Source organism: Pseudomonas sp. G5(2012) (genome assembly GCF_000408945.1).
Classification (GTDB): Bacteria; Pseudomonadota; Gammaproteobacteria; order Pseudomonadales; family Pseudomonadaceae; genus Aquipseudomonas; species Aquipseudomonas umsongensis.
Genome location: NZ_APIO01000027.1, coordinates 29,991 through 52,440, shown reverse-complemented (window position 1 = coordinate 52,440; position 22,450 = coordinate 29,991). Strand labels below are relative to the sequence as shown.

The window sequence follows — 22,450 nt, the reverse complement described above, 5'->3', positions numbered from 1 at the left end:
GACTTGTCGGGGCATTTTTGTATGCAACCGAAAACCCGGTGCTACGGGTTCGGCTCGTTGTTCAGTTTATCCACCCGTGCCAGCGCCTGGGTGGCTTCGGTGATGCATTTCTTGTCATCCTTGGCAGCCCGGGCCGCTTCAGCGCTGGCCTGCATCCGCTTGATTTCCATGGTGGTGTTTTCGGACGTGGCAGGCAGGCTGGTGACCTTGTCCTTGAGTTCCTGCAGCTTGATGGTGCACAGATCGTTGTCTGCGGCATAGACGGAAGAGGACAACATGGCGGCGCAAATCAACATTCCAGCGAAAACAGTGCGTTTCATGAAAATCTCCTTGCTTGGGAGGTCTCGGCGCGCCTGATAACCCTGCGGCGGCGCCAAGTTCATCGGACGCCACATGCGTGGCGCCTGATCAAAAGACTGTAGCGCTGCGCACAAATTCGATTTTTTTGACGCCCTTGCTCACCATTGCAGTGTGATTGCGCTCTCGAACTCCCTGTCCTCGCCGGTTACCGGGTCTACAAATTTCAGGCCCTGGGCCAGCAGCTTCAGCGGGTTGGCGTAGTCATCCTGCACATCCTTGAGCACCTGGGGATAAAACGGATCGTTGCAGATGCTCGCGCCCAACGCCGTCATGTGCACCCGCAACTGATGCTTCTTACCCGTTACCGGATAAAGACCATAACGCCAGAGATCACCGTTCTTCTCCCGGACTTCGACAGCCGTCTCGGTGTTGCTCGCGCCCGGACCTTCCTGCATGCGAAAGAAAGGCTCGCCATCAATGAGCCGGCTCTTGTGCACCAGGGGGAACGTCAATTCAGGCAATGCCCGGGCAATAGCTTCGTAGCGCTTTTCAATTTTTCGGGTTGGAAACAACGATTGATACGCCGATCGGCTTTGCGGGTTGGCTGAAAACAGCACAAGCCCCGCCGTATGCCGGTCGATGCGATGCAAGGGCACAAGGTGCGGGTTATCCAGTCGACGGATAAGACGGCGCAACAGGGTCTGCTCAACGTACTCTCCCGCCGGGGTCACGGGCAGGAAATGAGGCTTGTCTGCCACGACCAGATGCTCGTCCGCGTACAGGATCGACTCGACCACGGGGATCGATTTTTCATCCGGCACTTCGCGAAAATAGTGAATCCGCAGGCCTTCCTTGTAAGGCAGGTCCAGGGCAATGGGCGCACCCTGCCCATCGAGAACGCGGCCGCGAGCGATTCTGTCCAGCCACTGTTCACGACCGATGGCGCTGAAGTGCTCGCACAGGCAATCGAAAACGGTCTGCCACGGGCCAGGCGGCAAGTACAACGTGCTGGCCTGGCTGTGTGCAGCAGAAAAAGATGAAGTGGACATACAAAAGCTCTTACCTTGAATGCAGAGCGGCATTATCCAACAGCAACGCAAGCGAACCTAGCGCAGAATCCTCAAGCCGGTATCTGCGCACGCCCGGCTGCCTCGGTGTACTCCTTGAGCCAGCGCAACACGTCGACCGCCTCCCAGCGACCCGGGTCATACAGTGCATACAACAACCCCTGATAGCCCACGACATCCAGCTGCCGGTGGTAGCCTGCACGCTGAAACAAGGCTTCGATTTCAGCGAAACAGGTATTGAAATGCAGCTTGTTGAAGGGTGTCTTGCCCTCCGTCACCAAGCCGTCCAGACGCAATTCGGCGACGGCTTCGCGTACTACATCCACCGACATGCGGTTAACGCTGCTCTTCAATTGTTCGACATTGACCACGACTGACCCTCTCACGCCCGGATTTGCCCCGCTCAAAGCCGAAAATCAGCGCAGACAAGGCAACAACCCGAATAACTGTATGCGCATACAGTATCCGAATCCGGCCAATTAAGCCAAGGGGATAGAACCTGAAGTTCGACGGGCGGAACAAAATCATTAACGCAAGAAGGCCACCACTTCGTCGGGACTGAAGGGCCAACCCAGTTCCGAGCCAGTGTCGACCCGACGCAATACCGGAATGCGCAGGCTGTAGGCCTGGAACCATGTTTCGTCTTCAGCGATGTCCACCAGCTCCACCAGCAAGCCATGCTCGACAAAATCCATCAACATGGCTTCGGCCACTTCGCAGAGATGGCACCCAAGCGTGCCGAACAGCTGACATTCAGGAAGCATGAGCGCTCTACCAAAAAATTAAGAGCCTATTCTAGGCCTGCCCCGAAATGCCGTCGAGCCAATGAATCCACGGTTAATCCTGGCTGACGGCGCCGATCTTGTGCACCGACAAGTCCGCGCCGTAATACTCTTCTTCCTGGCTCAGGCGCAAACCATGGAACGCCTTGATCACGCCATACACCGCAAAGCCACCGGCCAGCGCCACCATCACACCCAGTGCAGTGCCGATCAACTGGCTGAGCAGGCTCACACCGCCCAAGCCACCCAGGGCCGCCTGGCCAAAAATGCCGCAGGCAATCCCGCCCCAGGCGCCACACAGACCATGCAGCGGCCAGACGCCCAGCACGTCATCGATATGCCATTTGCCTTGCGCGGCCGTAAAGCACCAGACAAACAGCGCCCCGGCGATGGCACCGGTGGCCAGCGCACCCACCGGGTGCATCAGGTCGGAGCCGGCACAGATCGCCACCAGGCCGGCCAGTGGACCGTTGTGCAGAAAGCCCGGGTCGTTGCGCCCAACGATCAGCGCCGCCACCGTACCGCCGACCATGGCCATCAGCGAGTTCACCGCTACCAGCCCGCTGACCCCTTGCAGGGTTTGCGCGCTCATCACGTTGAAACCGAACCAGCCAACGATGAGAATCCACGAGCCCAATGCCAGAAACGGGATGCTCGACGGCGCGAACGCCACCAGCTTCCCTTCGCGATAACGCCCATTGCGTGGCCCTAACAACAGCACTGCTGCAAGCGCCAGCCAACCGCCCATGGCGTGCACCACCACGGAACCGGCAAAATCGTGGAAGCTGGCGCCCAAGTGCTCCAGCAGCCAGGCCTGCAGACCCAGGTTGCCGTTCCAGATAATGCCTTCGAAGAAGGGGTAGATGAATGCCACGATCAACGCCGTCGCGCACAACTGCGGAACGAACCGGGCACGTTCGGCGATGCCACCGGAAATGATTGCCGGGATCGCCGCGGCAAAGGTCAGCAGGAAGAAAAACTTCACCAGGCCGTAGCCGTGATCGGCATTGATCACTGCCGCCGGTTGCATGAAAGTGACCCCGTAGGAAATCCAATAGCCTATAAAGAAGTAGGCCAGGGTCGAAACAGCGAAGTCGCTGAGAATCTTCGACAAGGCGTTGACCTGGTTTTTTTGCCGAACCGTCCCGACTTCAAGAAAGGCGAACCCGGCATGCATGGCCAGTACCATGACCGCGCCGATCAGGATGAACAACGTATTGGAGCTATGGACCAGGGTGTCCACAGCGCTTTGCAGATTTTCCATGGATTTGGCAGACCTTAAGGCTGAAAAAAGCACCAAAGCAGTTCGCGCGGGCAATCCATGCACCAAGTTGAGACTTCAACAAGTCTCTCCCAATGAACCGTTTTGGAGCACAGGGTTCATCAAGGCCAATCACGACCGGGACATTCGCGCGGGTTTCGATTGTTTGAGTTAAGGTTTTACGGGAATCTTGCCCAGCAACAGCGCAACAGCGCGGGCTGACGCACCACGACACAGCAAAAGTTGTACCAGTCATTTGTACTGAACCTTCGCATAAGGCTCATACTCGAACGATTCAGACGCCACTTATGGAGATCACCAATGGCCAGCATCAAGGCAAAGACTGCTCAAGAAATTTTGATGAGCGATTTTCAGACACTGGTCAGCGATACCGAACGGTTGCTGGAGCACACCGCCTCCCTGGCCGGTGACCAGGCCGATGAATTGCGCGACCAGATCCACGACAGTCTGCTGCGTGCACGTGAAACCCTGAAGCTGACCGAAGACTCCCTGCGCGAACGCGGCAAGGCTGCCGTGACCGCTACCGAGGACTATGTCCAGGCCAACCCATGGCAATCGGTCGGAATCGCGGCCGGCGTGGGCTTCCTGATTGGCTTGCTAGCTACTCGGCGCTGATATGGCCATCGATGAATCCGGCTCGTCCGGGACAGGCCCAAGTTCCTCACCGCGGCGCCTGGGTGCCGCTTTCCTTGGACTGCTGCACAGCCATGTCGAATTGTTCGGCATCGAACTGCAGGAACAAAAAGCCCGCACCGTGAGCCTGTTGCTGTTTGCAGGCCTGGCGCTGGTGTTTGCCTTGCTGTTGCTGGTGGGATTGTCGACCCTGGTGCTGATCCTGTTTTGGGACACTTACCGCTTGCCTGCCATCATCGCGCTTTGCGTGTTCTACACCCTGGCATGCGTCTTCTGCGGCATGCGCCTGAGAGCGGCGATCTTCGATGAGTCCTCGCCGTTCCATGGCACGCTGGAAGAGCTGGCCAATGATCGGGAGCGCCTGCTGCCATGAACCTGCCTGAACTGCCTCGAAACAGCTCGCGCACGGAAATGCGCAAGGCACTGATACGCCTGCGCATGGAAATGCATCGCCAGGAGATCCGTCACGAATCCGCGCAACTACTGCAACCCCTGCAGCGGGTACGTGGAATGACCCAAAGCCTGCAAGACGGGTTCGGCATCAAGCATGCCCCGCTGTGGGGCGTGGCCGCTGTCACCCTGCTGGGGTTTCTGAGCGGCAAGGGTGCCAGGAAGGGCAACGGCGTGGGTAGCCTGGCCCGACTGGTCCGCCTGGGCACCACTCTGGGGCCTCTGGTCAAACTGGTCTTGCAAGGTTCTTCGCGCAAACACTGACCCTGTCAGTATCTGGCTACATTCTTGCAGTACCCACGGGATCGAACCTCTCCATCGAGGGGTTCAATCCTGCGCGCCTATCCGGTGACCCGGGCTTTATCCAAAAACAAGATCCATCAAGGAGGCCTTGTGATCGACGGGCAACCGCTCGCCTGCTTTCAGCCGTTCATCGATACCGCCACCGGCGGTATCGCCGGCGTGGAGGCATTGGGCCGACTGCGCCGGGCCGACGGCCAACTGGTTTCGGTCGGGCCGCTGTTCGCTGATCCCAGAACCAACGCCGTTGCGCTGCGTCGGCTGGACCGCCAGCTACGCGATAACGCGCTGAGCCGCCTGCATGAAGCACCCAGCGACTGGTTTCTCAGCCTGAACATTTCTCCGCTCTGGATCAGCCGCCTACGCCCGGACCAACCGTTGCCGAGCCTAGGCCAGCTGCAAAAGCATGGCGTCGATCCGCAGCGCATCGTTTTCGAAATCACCGAACTGGGTGGTGACGTCCAGCGCCTGGCTCATGTGGTGGCCCGCTATCGGCAAGCCGGCGCACGGATTGCCATCGATGATTTCGGCGCCGGGTACTCTCAGCTCGATCGGGTTCTGGCGCTGCAACCGGACATCCTAAAACTCGATATGCGCCTGTTCCAGGCGGCGGCTCTGGGCGGGCCCAGCAGCGATGTGGTCAAGGCCCTTGCACAAATGGCGGAAAAAACCGGTTGCTGGATCATTGCCGAAGGCGTGGAAACCGAAGCGCAACTGAATTTTGCCCTGGAGTGCGGCTCACGTTACGTCCAGGGGTTTCTGTTTGCCGGGGCACAAGCGGATTTCTTTGCCGCTGACGCCTTCGTCGAGCGCTTTGCGCATCTGCGCCAGCGCTATGTGCAGCAAAAGCTGGCCGAGCGCGTTCGCCTGAAGATCTTGCGCCAGCAACTCAGTGAGCTGATGGCGATCCTGCAGGCCTGGGCACAGGCCAGGGCGCCCCTGAGTGCCCTGCCACAACTGGAGGCCTTTCCCTGGCTACTGCGCTTCTACCAGTGCGACCGTCACGGTACGCAGATGACGCCCAACCTGGAGTGGCGCAATAGCGAGTGGGTCGCCGACAACCGCTATCTGGGCCATAACTGGTCGTGGCGTCCGTATTTCTATCACCTGCTGGCGCAGGGTTGGGACGAGTGTCAGCTGACCCTTTCCAATACGTATCGCGACGCCACCAGCAATCAGTACTGCCTCACCGCCGGGCAATTTTTCGACAACGGCGAACGCCTGCTGCTGATCGATATCGATGCCGTGGGGCTGTAGTGACACTTGCAGGTAACGACGCGAACCGGGAAGCTAGCCAATCAGTCACCTGACGGAGCGAACCAGCCTTGGATTGGCCTACCCTGCTTACCCGCGAACGCCTCGGAAAGCCCCTGTACAGCCCGGAAGAAGTGGGCCGCAGTCCTTTTCACAAAGACCACGACCGCATCATTTTCTCGGGGGCGTTCCGCCGTCTCGGACGCAAGACTCAAGTTCATCCGGTCCACAGCAACGACCATATACACACGCGCCTGACCCACTCGCTGGAAGTCAGCTGTGTAGGCCGTTCATTGGGCATGCGCGTCGGTGAAAGCATCCGTAGCGCCCTGCCCGACTGGTGTGAGCCCAGTGATCTGGGAATGGTGGTCCAATCGGCCTGCCTGGCCCATGACATCGGCAATCCACCCTTCGGCCATTCCGGCGAAGACGCGATTCGGCATTGGTTCCAGCAAGCCGCTGGACGGGGCTGGCTGGATGCGATGAGTGAAGCGCAGCGCAATGACTTCCTCAATTTCGAAGGTAACGCCCAAGGCTTTCGGGTACTGACCCAGCTTGAATATCACCAGTTCGACGGCGGAACCCGGCTGACCTATGCCACCTTGGGCACTTACCTGAAATACCCATGGACAGCCAGGCATGCCGACTCCCTGGGGTACAAGAAGCACAAGTTCGGGTGCTACCAGAGCGAACTGCCGCTGCTCGAGCAGATCGCGCAAAAACTGGGCCTGCCGCAGCTTGAAGAGCAGCGCTGGGCACGCCACCCGTTGGTGTACCTGATGGAAGCTGCGGATGACATCTGCTATGCGTTGATCGACCTCGAAGACGGCCTGGAAATGGAGTTACTGGAGTACGCCGAAGTCGAGTCCCTGTTACTGGATCTGGTGGGCGACGATTTACCGCAAACCTATCGCCTGCTTGGCCCGAACGATTCGCGGCGACGCAAACTGGCGATCCTGCGGGGCAAGGCCATCGAGCACCTGACCAACGCAGCGGCCCGCGCCTTTGTCGAGCAACAGGATGCACTGTTGGCCGGCTCCCTGCCTGGCGACCTGGTGGAGCATATGCACGGTCCGGCCAAACGCTGCGTCCTCAATGCAAAGGACATGGCTCGGCAGAAAATCTTCCAGGACAAACGCAAGACGCTGCACGAAATCGGTGCCTACACCACCCTGGAAATTCTGCTCAACGCTTTCTGCGGTGCCGCACTGGAGCAACACAATGGTCGAACGCCGTCCTTCAAAAGCCGACGGGTCCTCGACCTGCTGGGCAACAATGCGCCCGATCCGAACGGCCCACTGCACAACTCGTTCCTGCGCATGATCGATTTCATCGCTGGCATGACCGATAGTTACGCCAGCCATATGGCTCTCGAAATGACGGGACGCTCCAGCCACTGACAACTATTGATCGATCGGCTATTACCCCTCCGGTAATGGCCGTTCAGTCCTGAAGGTCAAAAAACTTTCAATGAATACCGAATTCCCCTACAGCATCTGTCGAGTGCACTGATCGAACGTGCGGTTTTGACAGGAAACAATCACGCCTATCGGTTCCGATAGAAGAAGCGTGAATAATATGATGGACGACAGTCTGCGCATCATGCTGGTGGAAGATCACCCATTTCAGCTCAAGGCTACTCAATGCCTGCTTGAGAGTTACGGCTTCATTCATTTAACCACCAGTGACTGTGCCACGGGCGCATTGCAACACATGCTCAGGGCAGAACAGCCGTTCGATATTTTGTTATGCGATCAGTGCCTACCCGAAGTATCCGGTATTGACCTGATAAAAATTGCCAGTCATCAGGGAATGATCAAGCAGGCAATACTTTTAAGTAGCCTGACATCTACCGAACTGAGCGAACTTGAAAGGATGGCATTCCTCAATGGATTGCCATTACTTGGCTGCTTGATAAAACCTTTGAAACAATGCGAACTGAGACACCTATTGAAACTTATTCCATAACCCTTCGAACAGGCGCAGATGAAAAATCTGTGACCTGCAAATTTTCGTCTGATCGCCATAATTAAACAGCAACACTAATTGCGCCAACCGCACCAAAAACCAGTTGACACGTAAGTAATTTCTTTTTCGCGTGTAGGAACTTTCCTATATTGCCATGACGGACCCGTCAGTTCATACGGCACCTCAACTATCTGAGCTAAGGTGCGCGCTTTATCTGAGCTCGCATGGGATTTGATTATGAACTCCGTTTTTATCGTCGACGATCACCCTGTCATCCGCCTTGCCGTTCGCATGTTGCTTGAGCACGAGGGCTTCAAAGTCGTCGGTGAAACCGATAATGGTGTCGATGCCATGCAGATGGTGCGTGAATGCATGCCCGACCTGGTCATTCTCGACATCAGCATTCCCAAACTGGATGGCCTTGAAGTGCTGACCCGTTTCAACGCCATGCATACACCCCCGAGAATCCTGATATTGACCGCGCAATGCCCGACACTGTTCGGTATACGCTGCATGCAATCCGGCGCCTCGGGATATGTTTGTAAACAGGAAGAACTGAGCGAACTGGTGAGCGCCATTAAAGCGGTACTGTCAGGTTATAACTATTTTCCCAGTGAAGCCTTGAACCCTACCCGTGGTGACGAAGCGCGGTGCGCAGAACTCGAACTGTTCAAGTCAGTCAATGACAGGGAGCTCATGGTCATGCAACTTTTTGCACAAGGTCGCAATAACAAGGAAATCGCCAAGGGCATGTTCCTCAGCAACAAAACGGTCAGCACTTATAAAAAACGACTCATGCAAAAACTCAAGGCCAAATCACTGGTTGAACTCATCGAGATGGCAAAACGTAACTCGTTAGTGTGAGGCACAGGATGCCCAGTCGCTTGAAGGACTATCTGCTGATCATGATCACAAGCTTGTGCCTGTGCACCCCGCTGCACGCCGCCCAGGCCTCTGAGCAACTCACCTTGCTCAGTCGTTCAGCCCCCCTGCACCTGAAAGTCGAGCTGGATCAATCACAGCGACATTGGGCCCGAGGTAAACAGGAACTGATCCTGGGTACTTCAGCACCCGACTATCCCCCCTTCGACCTGACCAGCAGCGGTCATGACTACGAAGGTTTTACTGCGGACTACGCGGGCATTCTTGGCAAGGTCCTTGACCTGCCCATCAAGGTCCGGCGCTTCAACTCCCGGGGAGCTGCAATCGAAGCACTCGAAAACGGCGAGGTAGACCTGCTGGGCACCGCCAACGGATTCGAGGCGAGCAATGACCACATCGCGCTTTCCAGGCCCTATGCGGTAGATCAACCGGTCCTGGTGACACGTGAAGGCGAAACCCGCACGCTCAATGATGGGCTGTCCGGGTTGCGGCTGAGCATGCTTTATCACTACTTGCCCCTGGAGGAGGTAAAGGCCCTGTATCCGAAGGCAATCATCACGTCCTACCCCTCCTACCAGAACGCGATCAATGCCGTTGCTTTCGGCCAGGCCGATGTTTTTCTCGGTGACACCGTTTCAACCCACTACATGATTAACAAGGGCTATCTGAACAACATTCGCATGGCCAGTTTCGGCAAGCACGAAGCCCATGGTTTCAGCTTTGCGGTGCACAAGACCAATCCACAACTGCTCGACATCATCAACACGACGCTCAAGGCTATCCCCGCCAGCGAACGGGAAAACATCGCCAAGCGCTGGAGCGCCGGGAGCGATATCCTGCTCACCGACCAGAAACTGGAGCTCAGTTACAATGAGGAGCACTGGCTGGCGCAACATCCGGTGGTCCGGGTGGTCGTCAATGAGGCCTATGCGCCACTGACTTTTTTTGACAGTGCCGGCAACTTTCGCGGAATTGCCGCTGATCTGCTCGAGTTGATCAGGTTGCGTACCGGCCTGCGCTTCGATATTCAGCGCAGCCGCAGCGACAGCGACATGATCGAGCTGATCAAGACCGGTCAGGCCGACCTGATCGCCGCGCTGCTCCCCAGCGCGAAACGGGATAACTTGCTGAACTTTACCCGTCCCTACCTGCAGAACTCCTACGTCCTGTTGACACGCAAGGCGCACGACAGTCCGGCGAACCTTGCCCAGCTCAAGGGCAAGAGCCTGGCAATTGCCCGAGGCAATCCCCTGGTCGAGTATCTGCGCCGCGAGTTCCCGCAGATCCGGTTGATCAAGACCCCGGACACCTTCAGTGCCGTAGAAATGCTCGCCGAAGGCCGGGTGGAAGGCGCAGTGAATTCGTTGGTGATCGCCAATTACTTCATCGCCTCGCAACTGTTCGAAACCGATCTGCAAATCAGCACCACCATCGGCACCCGGCAGGCGGCGTTCTCCCTGGCAACCGGGCGCGATGCCAAGGAACTCAATGACATCCTCAACAAGGCACTGTTGAGCATCGCGCCACAGGAACTGGGCGTCATCAATAACCGTTGGCGCGGCTATTCGGCTTCCTCGCAAAGTACCTGGCGCAATTATCAACGGGTCTTCTATCAGATCGTCATCGGCGCGGGGTTACTGTTGTTGATCTCCGTGACCTGGAACGCCTACATGCGGCGCCAGATCAATCAACGCAGGGCGGCCGAGCGAGCGCTGAACGATCAATTGGAATTCATGGGTTCATTGGTCAATGGCACGCCTCATCCAATTTATGTACGTGATCGTCAAGGACTGCTGCAAAGTTGCAATGACAGTTACCTGCGAACCTTCAATACCAAACGCGAAGACGTGATCGGCAAAAGCGTGATCCAGGGCACCCTGGGCAACGCTTTCGAAGCTCGGGAGTACCAGGTCGACTACCAGCGTGTCGTGACCGAGGGCACGCCCATGATCCTTGACCGTGCGCTGCACATTGGCGACCGCCGGTTGACGATCTATCACTGGATTCTCCCGTACCGTGACTCAAGCGGTGAGGTCCAGGGCATCATTGGTGGCTGGATCGACATCAGCGAACGGCGGCAATTGCTCGATGACCTGCGTTGTGCCAAGGAACGTGCCGACGAAGCGAACCGGGCCAAGAGTACGTTCCTGGCAACCATGAGTCATGAAATTCGCACCCCGATGAATGCCGTCATCGGCATGCTCGAACTGACGCTCAAACGCATCGAACTCCAGCCCCCGGATCGTCCCGCCATTGATGTGGCCTACCACTCGGCGAGGGACCTGCTGGAACTGATCGGGGACATCCTCGATATTGCCCGCATCGAGTCCGGACACCTGAGCCTGAACCCGGAACGGGTCAATCCAGAGGAACTCGTGGCGTCGGTGGCGCGTATTTTCGATGGACTGGCGCGACAGAAGGGACTCGAATTGCAATTGGAATTCAATCCGGCCAACCCGACGATCGACGTGTTGCTCGATCCCCTGCGCTTCAAGCAGGTGTTGTCGAACCTGGTCAGCAATGCCATCAAGTTTACCGAGCACGGCCAGGTCAGGATTATTGTCGCACTGCACCTGACCGAAGAACCCAACCAGGTTCAAATGCTGCTGCTGGTCGAAGACACTGGCCCGGGAATCAGCCATGAGGATCAACAACGCCTGTTCGAACCTTTCGCCCAGGCCGGAAATGCAGCTCAGTCGGCCAGGGGGGGTGCCGGGCTTGGCCTGGTAATCAGCCGCAGCCTGTGTGAGATGATGAACGGCAGCCTGCAGTTGAGCAGCCAGCCTTGCGTCGGTACCCGGGTGAGGATTTCATTGCCGTTACCCACACTGCCTCGCCAATCACGGGAGCAAATAGCTGAGCCCACCATCCACTGCGCCACGGTCCCATTGAATGTGCTGGTGGTCGACGACCACGCGGCCAATCGTTTGCTGATGTGCCAGCAGCTGGAGTTTCTGGGCCACCGATTCAGCGTCGCGGCAGATGGCCAGGCTGGCTTGGACGCATGGAAATCCGACACATTTGACCTGGTGATCGCCGATTGCAACATGCCGGTCATGAACGGATACGAACTGGCCCAAGCCATTCGTCGACATGAACAGCACACACAATTGCCACGCTGCACCCTCCTGGGCTTTACCGCCAATGCTCAACCGGAAGAGATTCAACGGTGCAAACAGGCCGGGATGGACGACTGCCTGTTCAAGCCGCTGTCCCTGGCCGCCCTGGGTCAATGGGTCAAGGGCATCCAGCCCGCGGCCGCCGCACCAGCCTTCAGCCAGCAAGGCTTGCATGTGTTGACGGGTGGCAATCCGACGTTAAACCTGCGCCTGCTGACCGAACTGCTGAACAGTAGCCGCCTGGATCGACAGGGCCTGCAAGCGCTGTCAGGCACACAGGAACCACAGGCATTTCTCGACATTGCCCATAGAATCAAGGGCGCCGCCCGAATCGTCCAGGCCACTCGGTTGATCGACAGCTGCGAGGCGCTCGAGGCTGCCGGCCATGCCCCCTTCTCCCCCGAGAAAGTAAGCGAATGCTGCGACGCCGTAGAGCGCGCCTTGCTCGAACTGGAGCAGGCATTGCTGCAACAAATCGAGCAAAACGCCCCCTGCACAATGAGCGAGCCTTAACTATGCTTGGACGCGGAGCAGTGTGTTAACCATCACGGAGTGACCTGCATGCCCAGCCCACTGCGTCCGGATCAACGCCGTTTTCCCCTGCACGTTCATATCAGCGTGATGTTCACTTGCCTGCTGTTGCTGACCGGGATCGTGCTGGGCATTTTCAACTATCAGCAAACCACGCAAATCATTCTGTCGAGCAGTGAAAAACTGTTCAGTCGAATTGAGCAGGACGTGCGCCTGGACCTGCACGCCACCTATGAACCGATTCGGCACCTGCTGAGCCTGTTGACGCATACCCCTGCCACCCAGGCGCTCGATCTGCAGCAGCGCCTGGCGTTGCTACTGCCCTTCAGTCAGTCACTCCAGGACAACCCCGACCTGGCTTCGCTGTACGTGGGGTACGACACCGGTGACTTCTTCATGGTTCGCCCGCTGCGCACCCCAGATCAGAAGGCGTTACTCAAGGCCCCGGATACCGCGGCCTACCAGGTCTGGAGTATCGAGCGAAACAGCAGCGGCCAGGTGCATTCGCAATCCTTGTTTTTTGATCGGGACCTGACGCTCGTCAGCCGTCAGGACAACCCTGAAGAAACCTACGATCCGCGTGGCCGCGCCTGGTTTATCAGCGCCAGCCAAAACGCTGACCAGATCACCACCGAACCCTACGTTTTTTTCTCGACCCACAATGTCGGTACCACCCTGGCACGGCGCAGCGGCGAGCATGCCGTACTCGCTGCCGACCTGACCCTGGCCGAGCTTTCGGCCACACTGGCCAAACATGTGGTGACGCCCGCTACCGAGATCGTGCTGTTCGACGCGCAAGGCAATGCCATCGCTTATCCCGACAGCCGTCGCCTGATCGTTGACGATCAAACCGCCCACCTGAGCAAGGCCGCCGACCTCAGTCCCGCCCTGCAGGCGCTGCTCAGTACACCTGCGCCGGGTAATCGCCTGACTGCCATGGGCCGTCAATGGATTGTTGCGCGTAGCCGCATGCAGGAAGGCGGCCCCCAGGGGCTGCAACTGGCAATGCTGATACCTGAAGATGAACTGCTCGTCGATGCCTACCGCATGCGCTGGCAAGGCGCACTGATTACCCTGGCGACCCTGCTGCTGTGCGTACCACTGGGTTGGCTGACGTCCAGGATCCTGGTCAAGCCCCTGCGCTCCCTCGTGCAGGAAGCGGATGCCATTCGCAGTTTCGATTTCAACTTTCCGGCCACACGCCGCTCTCCGGTACTTGAGGTCGACCAGCTAAGCCTTTCCATGGAGCGTATGAAAGATACCCTGGCAAGCTTTTTCCAGATCACAGACAGCCTGAGCGCCGAGACCCGGTTTGCCCCATTGCTGGAGCGGGTGCTGTTTGAAACGGTAAGGATCGGCCGGGCCCAGGCTGGCCTGATCTACCTGCGCGAAGGGGATGGCGACCTCATGGAACCCCAGGGCCTGGTGATCAACGACACCGCACACGCCCTGTCTTCATTCGACCTTCGCGCACACGCATTCAAGGACACAGACAGCCCCGCCTGGCTGCAGCAGCTGTCGACAGCCGACAACGTTGTCACCCACCTGGGCTTCGAACAGGCGGGGGATCTCCAAAAAGTCCTGCTGGCAATGGCCTGTCCCCGCGTTCACCTGATCGGCATCCGCTTGCACAATCGTCACAACGAAACCGTCGGCCTGTTGGTGTTTCTGCTGGCCGACAGCGGCAACCAGAGCGACCTGGACAAACTGCGTCCCGACCGCATTGCATTCCTGCAGGCGGTGTCCGGTGCCGCCGCTGTGAGTATTGAAAGCCATCGCTTGCAGGACCGGCAAAAAAAGCTGCTGGACGCCTTCATCAAGCTGCTGGCCGGCGCGATAGATGCCAAGAGCCCCTATACCGGTGGCCATTGCCAACGAGTTCCGGCGCTGACGTTGATGCTCGCCCAGGCCGCAGCAGCCAGCCAGGACCCGTCTTTCAGCGGCTACCAGCCTACGGACGATGAGTGGGAGGCGCTGCACATAGCCGCCTGGCTGCACGACTGCGGCAAAGTGACAACCCCGGAATACGTCGTCGACAAAGCCACCAAGCTCGAAACCCTGAACGACCGCATCCACGAAATACGCACCCGCTTCGAAGTGCTCAAGCGCGATGCCTGGATCAACTATTGGCAAGCCATTGCCCAAGGTGGCGATGAGCAGCCCCTGGCGCAACAGCGCGATGCCACTTTGGCGGAACTCGATGACGATTTCGCCTTCATCGCCCGCTGCAACCTCGGCGGCGAGACCATGGCCGAAGCCGATCTGCAACGCCTGCGCAGTATCGGTCAACGCACCTGGACGCGGACCCTGGATGACCGCCTGGGAGTTTCCTGGGAGGAGAACCAGCGCCAGGCACGCACGCCCGCACCGACGCTGCCCGTCTGCGAGACGTTGCTGGCGGACCGGCCCGAGCATCTGTTCGAACGCGCCGAAGCCGAAGTGATTGCCGAGGATAATCCCTGGGGTTTCAAGCTCGATGTCCCGCATTACAAGTACAACCGCGGCGAACTCTACAACTTGAGCATTACCCGAGGCACCCTGACACGCGAAGAGCGCTACATCATCAACCACCACATGGTGCAGACGATTCTGATGCTCAACCACCTGCCCTTCCCCGAGCATCTGGGCAACGTAGCGGAGATCGCCGGCGGTCACCACGAAAAAATGGACGGCACGGGTTATCCGAAACGCTTGAAGCGTGAGCAGATGAGCCTGCCGGCGCGGATGATGGCGATTGCCGATATCTTCGAGGCGCTGACCGCCGCCGACCGCCCCTACAAGAAAGCCAAGACCCTGAGTGAAGCGCTGGGCATCATGGCCAACATGTGCCGGGATGCCCACATCGACCCACCGTTGTTCGAACTGTTCATCAACGCGCAGATTTATCTGCAGTACGCCCGGCGCTTCCTCGACCCACAACAGGTCGATGCAGTGGATGCGCCAAGCCTGCTGGTCAAGGCAGGCTTGAGAGCGTGATCAGCAGTCGGTCAGGCGCAGGAAAATAGCGGCCAATTGCTCGATGCCCGCTTGATCCTGCGCGGTGAAACGCGCCAGTTGGGGGCTGTCGAGATCGAGCACGCCGATCAGGCGACCGTCCTTGACCAAGGGCACGACCAGTTCGCTGTTCGACGCACTGTCGCAGGCGATATGCCCGGCAAACGCGTGCACGTCTTCGACTCGCTGGGTTTGCAAGGTCGCCGCCGCCGTCCCGCACACGCCCCGGCCGAACGGAATCCGCACGCAGGCGATTTGCCCTTGGAACGGGCCCAGCACCAGCTCGCCATCACGATTGAGGTAGAATCCGGCCCAGTTCAAGCCCTCGAGTTGATTGAACAGGAACGCCGAAAACTGAGCGGCGTTGGCAATGAAATCACGCTCATCCGCCAGCAAGGACTCCAGCTGCGCGTGCAGCATGCCGTAGCCCTCGAGGCCCTGGCCGCTCTTTTGTAAATCGATCATGCCTTGTGCTCCAACAGTTTCAGCCCCACCCAATAGCGGGCAAATTGATACGCGCAACGTCCGTTGCGATTGCCCCGTCCCGTGGCCCAGCGCACCGCAAGGATGTCCAGCTCTTCGGTGCGTTGCCACGGCAGGCCTGCCCTGTCGGCCAATTGACCGATCCAGTGTTCGACCACATCGAGGAAGTGCTCCTGGGTGAACGGATAGAACGATAGCCACAACCCGAAGCGATCCGACAGGGCGATCTTGTCTTCCACTGCCTCGCTGGGGTGCAATTCACCATCGACCCGTTTCCAGTTTTCGTTATCGCTTTCCTTTTCCGGCACCAGGTGTCGACGGTTGGAGGTGGCGTACAGCAACACGTTGTCCGGTGCCTGTTCGAGCGAACCGTCGAGAACGCTTTTGAGCACGCGATAATCGCCCTCGCCTGACTCGAACGACAGGTCATCGCAGAACAATACGAAACGCTGCGGTAGCTTGGCGAGCTGCTCGACCACCCGCGGTAAGTCCGCCAGGTGATCACGCTCGATTTCGATAAGGCGCAGACCAGCCTCGGCGTGCTCAGCCAGCAAGGCGCGCACCAGCGACGATTTGCCAGTGCCACGCGAACCCCAGAGCAGGGCGTGGTTGGCCGGCATGCCATCGAGGAACTGGCGGGTATTTCGTCCCAGTTGCTCCACCTGGCGGTCGACGCCGATGAGGTCGCTCAGACGCATGTCCAGGCTGACCTGCAGCGGCAGCAGAAAACCGCTGCGCCTCTCACGCTGCCAGCGCGCAGCCAGGCAATGGGTCCAGTCGATGGCTTGCCGAGGGGTGGGCAACAACGGTTCGATACGGGCCAGAACGGCATCGGCACGTTCAAGAAAAGCATTTAATCGGGAATCCACGTCTTCTCCTCGGGCACGTTCACAGTAATGATGTCGATACAGCAACGAAATACAGCGTTCGATGAACGGTCAACCGCCCTGTAGCGGGGCTCGCGGGATCACCCTGCATGATCGACTATGCTTGAGCAGCGAAGGAAAACGGAAGTGATTCAACACCCCATGGACATCAAGTTCACCAACCGGCTGTCTTACAAACAAGCGCGGCTCACCGTGCTGGTCGGTTTTGTTCTGGGTATGCTGCTCAGCGTGCTGCAAATAGGCATCGATTATGCCAGTGAAGACGCCTCCATCAACCGCGAAATCCTGTCTTTACTCGAAATCAGTCACAACCCCGCCTCGCGCATCGCCTACAACATCGACGCCGAACTCGCCCAGGAACTGACCTTGGGCCTGTTGCGCTCACCTGCGATCGTCGGAGCGAAACTGACAGACAACAACGGCAGTATCCTGGCCAAGGTCAAGCGTCCAGGCCTGCAAAGCGACTATCGGGTCTTGAGTGACCTTCTGTTCGGGGCCAACCGGCAGTTCGAAGACCGCCTGTACCTGGATCATTTGCCCAGCGAATCCCTGGGTACCCTGCAATTGGACGTCGACACTTACTCGTTCGGCTACCGATTCCTGCGGCGGGCCGAGGTAACCCTGATCAATGGTTTCGCCCGCAGCCTGCTCCTGAGCGGTATCCTGCTGGCGCTGTTCTACGTGATGCTGACCAAGCCGTTGGTGCGGGTCATCCGCGAACTCAGTGGCCGCGATCCGCGCAGCGCGGAGCCGACCTCCCTGGAATGTCCGGCGGGGCATGCCAACGATGAAATCGGCGTACTGGTGAAAGTCGCCAACCAGCAATTCGAAAACATCGCCACCGAAATCCAGCAGCGACGCAACGCCGAAAACCGTCTGACCGACTATCTTGGCCAGCTGGAAAACATCGTTTCGGCGCGCACCACCGAACTCAAGACCATCAACGCCCGGCTCAGTCAGTCCAACCAGGAGCTGGAAGTCGCGCGCAGTACCGCCCTGGACATGGCCGAAGCGCGTTCCGTGTTCCTGGCCAACATGAGCCACGAAATTCGCACCCCCCTCAATGGCCTGCTGGGCATGATCGCGCTGTCGCTGGACGGCCCGCTGTCTGCCGAGCAACAGCAACAGCTGGCCATCGCCCATGACTCGGGCAAAGTGCTGGTGGAGTTGCTCAACGATATTCTCGACCTGTCGAAATTCGATGCCGGCCAGCTCGAACTCGAGCACATCCCGTTCGACCTTGGTTCGCTGGTCGAAGACACGGCCAACCTGCTGTCGCAGAACGCCGCGCCGAGTGTCGAACTGACCTGCCTGATCGATCCGGACTTTCCTGCGCTGGTGCTCGGCGATCCGACACGGGTCCGGCAGATCGTCAGTAATCTGCTGTCCAATGCGCTCAAATTCACCCGTTTTGGTCGGGTCGATGTGCGTCTGTCGACCTACCAGGATGGCGTCAGCATCGAAGTCTGCGACACCGGCATTGGCATCCCCCGGGACGCTCAGGTGAAGATCTTCAAGCCCTTCACCCAGGCCGGGGCCGGGATCACCCGACAATTTGGCGGCACCGGGTTGGGTTTGGCCCTGACCCACAACTTGTGTGAAGCCATGCAAGGCCGGCTAACCATCAGTTCTGAACCCGGTTTCGGCAGCCAGTTCTGCGCGCAACTGCCCCTGCCCAGTCACACCCGGGCACTGGCCCCGGCTCCCCTGCAGGGCAAGGTCATCGCGATTACCGCCGCCAGCAGCGGTCTGGCGGAACTGCTGAGCCGTGTATTGCCCGGGTGGGGGCTCGATTATCAGCAACGGTCGATCGATGATCCATTGCTCGGCCTGAACCCCGATGTACTGATCACCGACTGCCCCGAGTGCCTGTTCAACCTGCGCCCTACCGTCGGTGCGCCAATCCTGCTGGTGACCGCTTACGGCAGCTTCATGCCCAGCGAACAAGTCAGCGCCCTCGCCCCCCTGCAGCAGCAGGCACGCCCACTGGCACGCAATGCGCTGTATCAGACTTTGCGACGAATCTTGCTGGCGCAAACCGACACCCCCATCGATACCCGCGTCGATAGCCACGTCCCGCAGCGACGTGCGCGAGTGCTGCTGGTGGAGGACAACCCGGTCAACCAACTGGTGGCCAAGGGCATGCTGGGTAAACTCGGTTGCGACGTGATTGTCGCCGCACACGGAGCCGAGGCGCTGGATCAATTGGAAGGCCGCGACTTCGATCTGGTGCTGATGGATTGCAATATGCCGGTCATGGACGGCTATGAAGCCAGTCGGCAAATCCGTCGCAGTGGTCGGTGGCCGCAACTGCCCATCGTCGCCCTGACCGCCAACGCCATGTCCGAAGAACGCGAACGCTGCCGTGCGGCGGGCATGAGCGACTACCTGGCCAAGCCTTTCCGCCGGGAAGAGCTTGCCGCCCTGCTGGACGTTTGGATACCGGCTACGACAACGCCTTGATTTGCCCCAGCAAGTGGTCAAGGCCGTCGCGCAGGTCATTCAGCCGATCCAGATCCACACCGCTGTCGCATAACAGGCGGGCCTTGAGCGGCCCGACCTGATCACGCAGTGCGGTGCCCTTGGGCGACAAGCTCAGGTGTACCTCGCGCTCATCGCGCGCCGAGCGCTGACGCTGAACCAGTTGTAGTTGCTCAAGACGCTTGAGCAGCGGCGTCAGCGTGCCGGAGTCCAACGCCAGGCGCTCACCCAGCGCCTTGACCGTCGGCTGCTCCGGGGCAACCGCCTGCCATTCCCACAACACCAGCATCGCCAGGTACTGTGGATAAGTCAGGCCCAACTGATCGAGCATCGGCTTGTAGGCGCGAATGACCGCGCGGGACGCCGCATACAGTTTGAAGCAGAGCTGGCTGTCGAGGCTCAGCGAGTCGACGGACAAGCTGTTCATTTGAGCAGTGCTTCGATCTCACCGCTCAAGTCCTGCGGCTTGGTCGCTGGTGCGAAGCGCTTGACCAGCTGGCCGTCCTTGCCGATCAGGAATTTGGTGAAATTCCACTTGATACCTTGGGAACCGAGCACACCCGGTGCACGCTTTTTCAACTGCACAAACAAGGGATGGGCGCCGTCGCCATTGACTTCAATCTTTTTGAACAGCGGGAAACTGACACCGTAGTTCAGCTCGCAGAACTCGCTGATCGCCCCTTCGTTGCCCGGTTCCTGCTTGCCGAATTGATTGCAGGGGAAGCCAAGCACCACCAGGCCTTGATCCTTGTAGGTCTGCCACAGTTCCTCAAGGCCTTTGTATTGCGGGGTGAAACCGCATTTGCTGGCGGTGTTGACCACCAATACCGCCTTGCCGGCGAAATCCGCCAAGGTTTTTTGTTCGCCCTTGATGGTGGTGCAAGGGATGCTTAGGAGGTTGTCGCTCATGATCGAGGCACTCGAAAAGGGGTGATGCGACAAACATAGCGAGCAATTGAATTGTGTGCAATCTAATAAATCCCACCTGCCCCTCAATCCACACTCAATCCCTGTAGGAGCTGCCGCAGGCTGCGATCTTTTGATCTTGATCTTTCGCGATTGAGAGAAAAAACAAAGATCAAAAGATCGCAGCCTGCGGCAGCTCCTACAGGGTTCGCGTTACGAGCGGGGTACCAGGTCCAGGCACACCGAGTTGATGCAGTAACGCAGGCCGGTTGGCGGCGGGCCATCCGGGAATACGTGGCCCAGGTGCGCGTCACATTTGGCGCAGACCACTTCGGTGCGGATCATGCCGTGGCTGACATCACGAATCTCGGTCATGGCGCTATCTCCGATCGGCGCATAAAAGCTTGGCCAGCCGCAGCCGGAATCGAACTTGGTGCTGGAATCGAACAACGGCTCGCTACAGCAGATGCAGTGGTAGATACCGTCGGTCTTGGTGCCGTTGTACTTGCCGGAAAACGGGCGTTCGGTGCCCTTGAGGCGGCAAACGTTGTACTGTTCCGGATCGAGCATGGCTTTCCATTCTTCCAGGGTTTTTTCCAACTTTTCCATCATCACACCTCAGCAACTGAAAAAGCCCGATCTGTACCTTTTCCACGGATCGGGCGGCACGTATGATTGCGCCTCGTCAAACGCCAGTCTGGCAGCCAGGCCACGCGCATTCAAACGGATTTATGGGTGCTGCCTCTCAAGGCGTCAGGCCTGTGTGATTACGCAGGATTCCCAGCACGGTTGTCCACACACCGCCTGGATCGTTCATTTTCGGGAACACATCGCCATGCAGGTCAGCAAATCGAACAAGCTCGCCAACGTCTGCTACGACATTCGCGGCCCAGTGCTCAAGCACGCCAAACGCCTGGAAGAGGAAGGCCATCGCATCCTCAAGCTGAACATCGGCAACCCGGCGCCCTTTGGTTTCGAAGCGCCGGATGAAATCCTCCAGGACGTGATCCGCAATCTGCCCACCGCCCAGGGCTACAGCGACTCCAAGGGCCTGTTCAGCGCGCGCAAGGCCGTGATGCAGTACTACCAGCAAAAACAGGTGGAAGGCGTCGGCATTGAAGACATCTACCTGGGCAACGGCGTTTCCGAGCTGATCGTGATGTCGATGCAGGCCCTGCTCAACAACGGCGACGAAGTGCTGGTACCGGCGCCCGACTACCCGTTGTGGACCGCCGCGGTAAGCCTCTCGGGCGGCAACCCGGTGCATTACCTGTGCGACGAGCAAGCGAACTGGTGGCCGGACCTGGCGGACATCAAGGCCAAGATCACCCCGAACACCAAGGCACTGGTGATCATCAACCCGAACAACCCGACCGGTGCGGTGTACTCCAAAGAAGTCCTGCTGGGCATGCTGGAGCTGGCCCGCCAGCACAACCTGGTGGTGTTTTCCGACGAAATCTACGACAAGATCCTGTACGACGACGCCGTGCACATCTGCACCGCGTCCCTGGCGCCGGACCTGCTGTGCCTGACCTTCAACGGCCTGTCCAAGTCCTATCGAGTGGCGGGTTTCCGTTCCGGCTGGATCGCCATTTCCGGACCGAAACACCACGCCCAGAGCTACATCGAAGGCATCGACATGCTGGCTAACATGCGCCTGTGCGCCAACGTGCCGAGCCAGCACGCGATCCAGACCGCACTGGGTGGCTATCAAAGCATCAACGACCTGGTGCTGCCGTCGGGGCGCCTGCTGGAGCAGCGTAACCGCACTTGGGAACTGCTCAACGACATTCCCGGTGTGAGCTGCGTCAAACCGATGGGCGCACTGTATGCGTTCCCGCGGATCGACCCGAAGGTCTGCCCGATCCACAACGACGAAAAATTCGTCCTCGACCTGCTGCTCTCGGAGAAGCTGCTGGTGGTGCAAGGCACGGCGTTCAACTGGCCATGGCCCGACCACTTCCGCGTCGTGACCCTGCCGCGCGTCGATGACCTGGACATGGCCATCGGACGCATTGGCAATTTCCTCAAATCCTATCGCCAATAAGCAGCCAGTCACCGTGCGATACCAAAAACATCGCACGGTGATTCATTCTGCAACATATGCTCGCGCCCTACCCGTGACCTCACT

General features: G+C 58.7%; 21 protein-coding genes. 11 read left to right on the top strand and 10 right to left on the bottom strand.

Translation table 11 applies throughout. From position 1 onward, the window contains the following. Nucleotides 1–41 precede the first annotated feature (41 nt). From PG5_RS09150 to PG5_RS09130, 5 genes are all read right to left on the bottom strand, one after another. Entirely contained in the window at nucleotides 42–320 is a 279-nt protein-coding gene (locus tag PG5_RS09150; RefSeq protein WP_020796822.1) for a hypothetical protein, read from the bottom strand. A gap of 138 nt (nucleotides 321–458) precedes the next feature. Continuing rightward, the gene (locus PG5_RS09145; RefSeq protein WP_020796821.1) at nucleotides 459–1,349 is read right to left on the bottom strand and encodes a pseudouridine synthase; all 891 of its coding nucleotides are present in this window, start codon (nucleotides 1,347–1,349) and stop codon (nucleotides 459–461) included. A gap of 71 nt (nucleotides 1,350–1,420) precedes the next feature. Continuing rightward, nucleotides 1,421–1,738, bottom strand: a complete 318-nt coding sequence (locus tag PG5_RS09140; protein WP_020796820.1) for a hypothetical protein — start codon at nucleotides 1,736–1,738, stop codon at nucleotides 1,421–1,423. Between the two features lie 156 nt (nucleotides 1,739–1,894). Next, the gene (locus PG5_RS09135; protein WP_020796819.1) at nucleotides 1,895–2,131 is read right to left on the bottom strand and encodes a glutaredoxin family protein; all 237 of its coding nucleotides are present in this window, start codon (nucleotides 2,129–2,131) and stop codon (nucleotides 1,895–1,897) included. 73 nt (nucleotides 2,132–2,204) lie between these two features. Further along, nucleotides 2,205–3,413 carry an ammonium transporter gene (locus tag PG5_RS09130; RefSeq protein WP_020796817.1) on the bottom strand — a complete coding sequence of 403 codons (1,209 nt, stop codon included), beginning with the start codon at nucleotides 3,411–3,413 and terminating at the stop codon, nucleotides 2,205–2,207. Nucleotides 3,414–3,731: 318 nt separating this feature from the next. On the opposite strand from PG5_RS09130, the gene PG5_RS09125 reads away from it, so the two are divergent. From PG5_RS09125 to PG5_RS09085, 9 genes are all read left to right on the top strand, one after another. Beyond that, nucleotides 3,732–4,046: a YqjD family protein gene (locus PG5_RS09125; RefSeq protein ID WP_008055105.1), complete on the top strand. Its 315-nt coding sequence runs from the start codon at nucleotides 3,732–3,734 to the stop codon at nucleotides 4,044–4,046. Nucleotide 4,047: 1 nt separating this feature from the next. After that, nucleotides 4,048–4,437, top strand: a complete 390-nt coding sequence (locus PG5_RS09120; RefSeq protein ID WP_020796816.1) for a phage holin family protein — start codon at nucleotides 4,048–4,050, stop codon at nucleotides 4,435–4,437. After that, nucleotides 4,434–4,778 carry a hypothetical protein gene (locus PG5_RS09115; RefSeq protein WP_020796815.1) on the top strand — a complete coding sequence of 115 codons (345 nt, stop codon included), beginning with the start codon at nucleotides 4,434–4,436 and terminating at the stop codon, nucleotides 4,776–4,778. The genes PG5_RS09120 and PG5_RS09115 overlap by 4 nt, the downstream gene beginning before the upstream one ends. A 129-nt stretch (nucleotides 4,779–4,907) precedes the next feature. Further along, nucleotides 4,908–6,071: an EAL domain-containing protein gene (locus PG5_RS09110; protein WP_020796814.1), complete on the top strand. Its 1,164-nt coding sequence runs from the start codon at nucleotides 4,908–4,910 to the stop codon at nucleotides 6,069–6,071. Nucleotides 6,072–6,139: 68 nt separating this feature from the next. After that, nucleotides 6,140–7,468, top strand: a complete 1,329-nt coding sequence (locus PG5_RS09105; RefSeq protein WP_020796813.1) for a deoxyguanosinetriphosphate triphosphohydrolase — start codon at nucleotides 6,140–6,142, stop codon at nucleotides 7,466–7,468. 178 nt (nucleotides 7,469–7,646) lie between these two features. Beyond that, nucleotides 7,647–8,036 carry a response regulator gene (locus tag PG5_RS09100; protein ID WP_020796812.1) on the top strand — a complete coding sequence of 130 codons (390 nt, stop codon included), beginning with the start codon at nucleotides 7,647–7,649 and terminating at the stop codon, nucleotides 8,034–8,036. Between the two features lie 237 nt (nucleotides 8,037–8,273). Next, complete coding sequence (locus PG5_RS09095) at nucleotides 8,274–8,900, top strand: response regulator transcription factor (protein ID WP_020796810.1); 627 nt, start codon at nucleotides 8,274–8,276, stop codon at nucleotides 8,898–8,900. An 8-nt stretch (nucleotides 8,901–8,908) separates the two neighbouring features. Then, nucleotides 8,909–12,550 carry a transporter substrate-binding domain-containing protein gene (locus PG5_RS09090; protein ID WP_020796809.1) on the top strand — a complete coding sequence of 1,214 codons (3,642 nt, stop codon included), beginning with the start codon at nucleotides 8,909–8,911 and terminating at the stop codon, nucleotides 12,548–12,550. A 48-nt stretch (nucleotides 12,551–12,598) separates the two neighbouring features. Next, nucleotides 12,599–15,544, top strand: coding sequence for an HD domain-containing phosphohydrolase (locus tag PG5_RS09085; RefSeq protein ID WP_020796808.1), 2,946 nt, complete (start codon nucleotides 12,599–12,601; stop codon nucleotides 15,542–15,544). On the opposite strand, the gene PG5_RS09080 is transcribed toward PG5_RS09085, so the two are convergent. After that, nucleotides 15,545–16,027 carry a GAF domain-containing protein gene (locus tag PG5_RS09080; RefSeq protein ID WP_020796807.1) on the bottom strand — a complete coding sequence of 161 codons (483 nt, stop codon included), beginning with the start codon at nucleotides 16,025–16,027 and terminating at the stop codon, nucleotides 15,545–15,547. It abuts the gene before it with no gap. Next, entirely contained in the window at nucleotides 16,024–16,914 is an 891-nt protein-coding gene (locus tag PG5_RS09075; protein WP_020796806.1) for an ATP-binding protein, read from the bottom strand. The genes PG5_RS09080 and PG5_RS09075 overlap by 4 nt, the downstream gene beginning before the upstream one ends. A 117-nt stretch (nucleotides 16,915–17,031) precedes the next feature. Between PG5_RS09075 and PG5_RS09070 the strand changes: the two genes are divergently transcribed. Further along, entirely contained in the window at nucleotides 17,032–19,395 is a 2,364-nt protein-coding gene (locus tag PG5_RS09070; protein WP_080725399.1) for a response regulator, read from the top strand. Here PG5_RS09070 and PG5_RS09065 read toward each other — a convergent pair. The 3 genes from PG5_RS09065 to msrB all read right to left on the bottom strand — a co-directional run bounded on the left by PG5_RS09065 (nucleotide 19,379) and on the right by msrB (nucleotide 20,928). After that, the gene (locus PG5_RS09065; protein WP_020796804.1) at nucleotides 19,379–19,840 is read right to left on the bottom strand and encodes a MarR family winged helix-turn-helix transcriptional regulator; all 462 of its coding nucleotides are present in this window, start codon (nucleotides 19,838–19,840) and stop codon (nucleotides 19,379–19,381) included. The genes PG5_RS09070 and PG5_RS09065 overlap by 17 nt on opposite strands. Beyond that, nucleotides 19,837–20,322 (bottom strand): glutathione peroxidase, encoded by a 486-nt coding sequence (locus tag PG5_RS09060; protein ID WP_020796803.1) that lies wholly within the window; start codon nucleotides 20,320–20,322, stop codon nucleotides 19,837–19,839. Before PG5_RS09060 ends, PG5_RS09065 begins: the two co-directional genes overlap by 4 nt. 210 nt (nucleotides 20,323–20,532) lie before the next feature. Continuing rightward, complete coding sequence (gene msrB / locus PG5_RS09055; protein ID WP_020796802.1) at nucleotides 20,533–20,928, bottom strand: peptide-methionine (R)-S-oxide reductase MsrB; 396 nt, start codon at nucleotides 20,926–20,928, stop codon at nucleotides 20,533–20,535. A 226-nt stretch (nucleotides 20,929–21,154) separates the two neighbouring features. On the opposite strand from msrB, the gene PG5_RS09050 reads away from it, so the two are divergent. Next, the gene (locus PG5_RS09050; protein ID WP_020796801.1) at nucleotides 21,155–22,366 is read left to right on the top strand and encodes a pyridoxal phosphate-dependent aminotransferase; all 1,212 of its coding nucleotides are present in this window, start codon (nucleotides 21,155–21,157) and stop codon (nucleotides 22,364–22,366) included. Nucleotides 22,367–22,450: the final 84 nt, after the last annotated feature.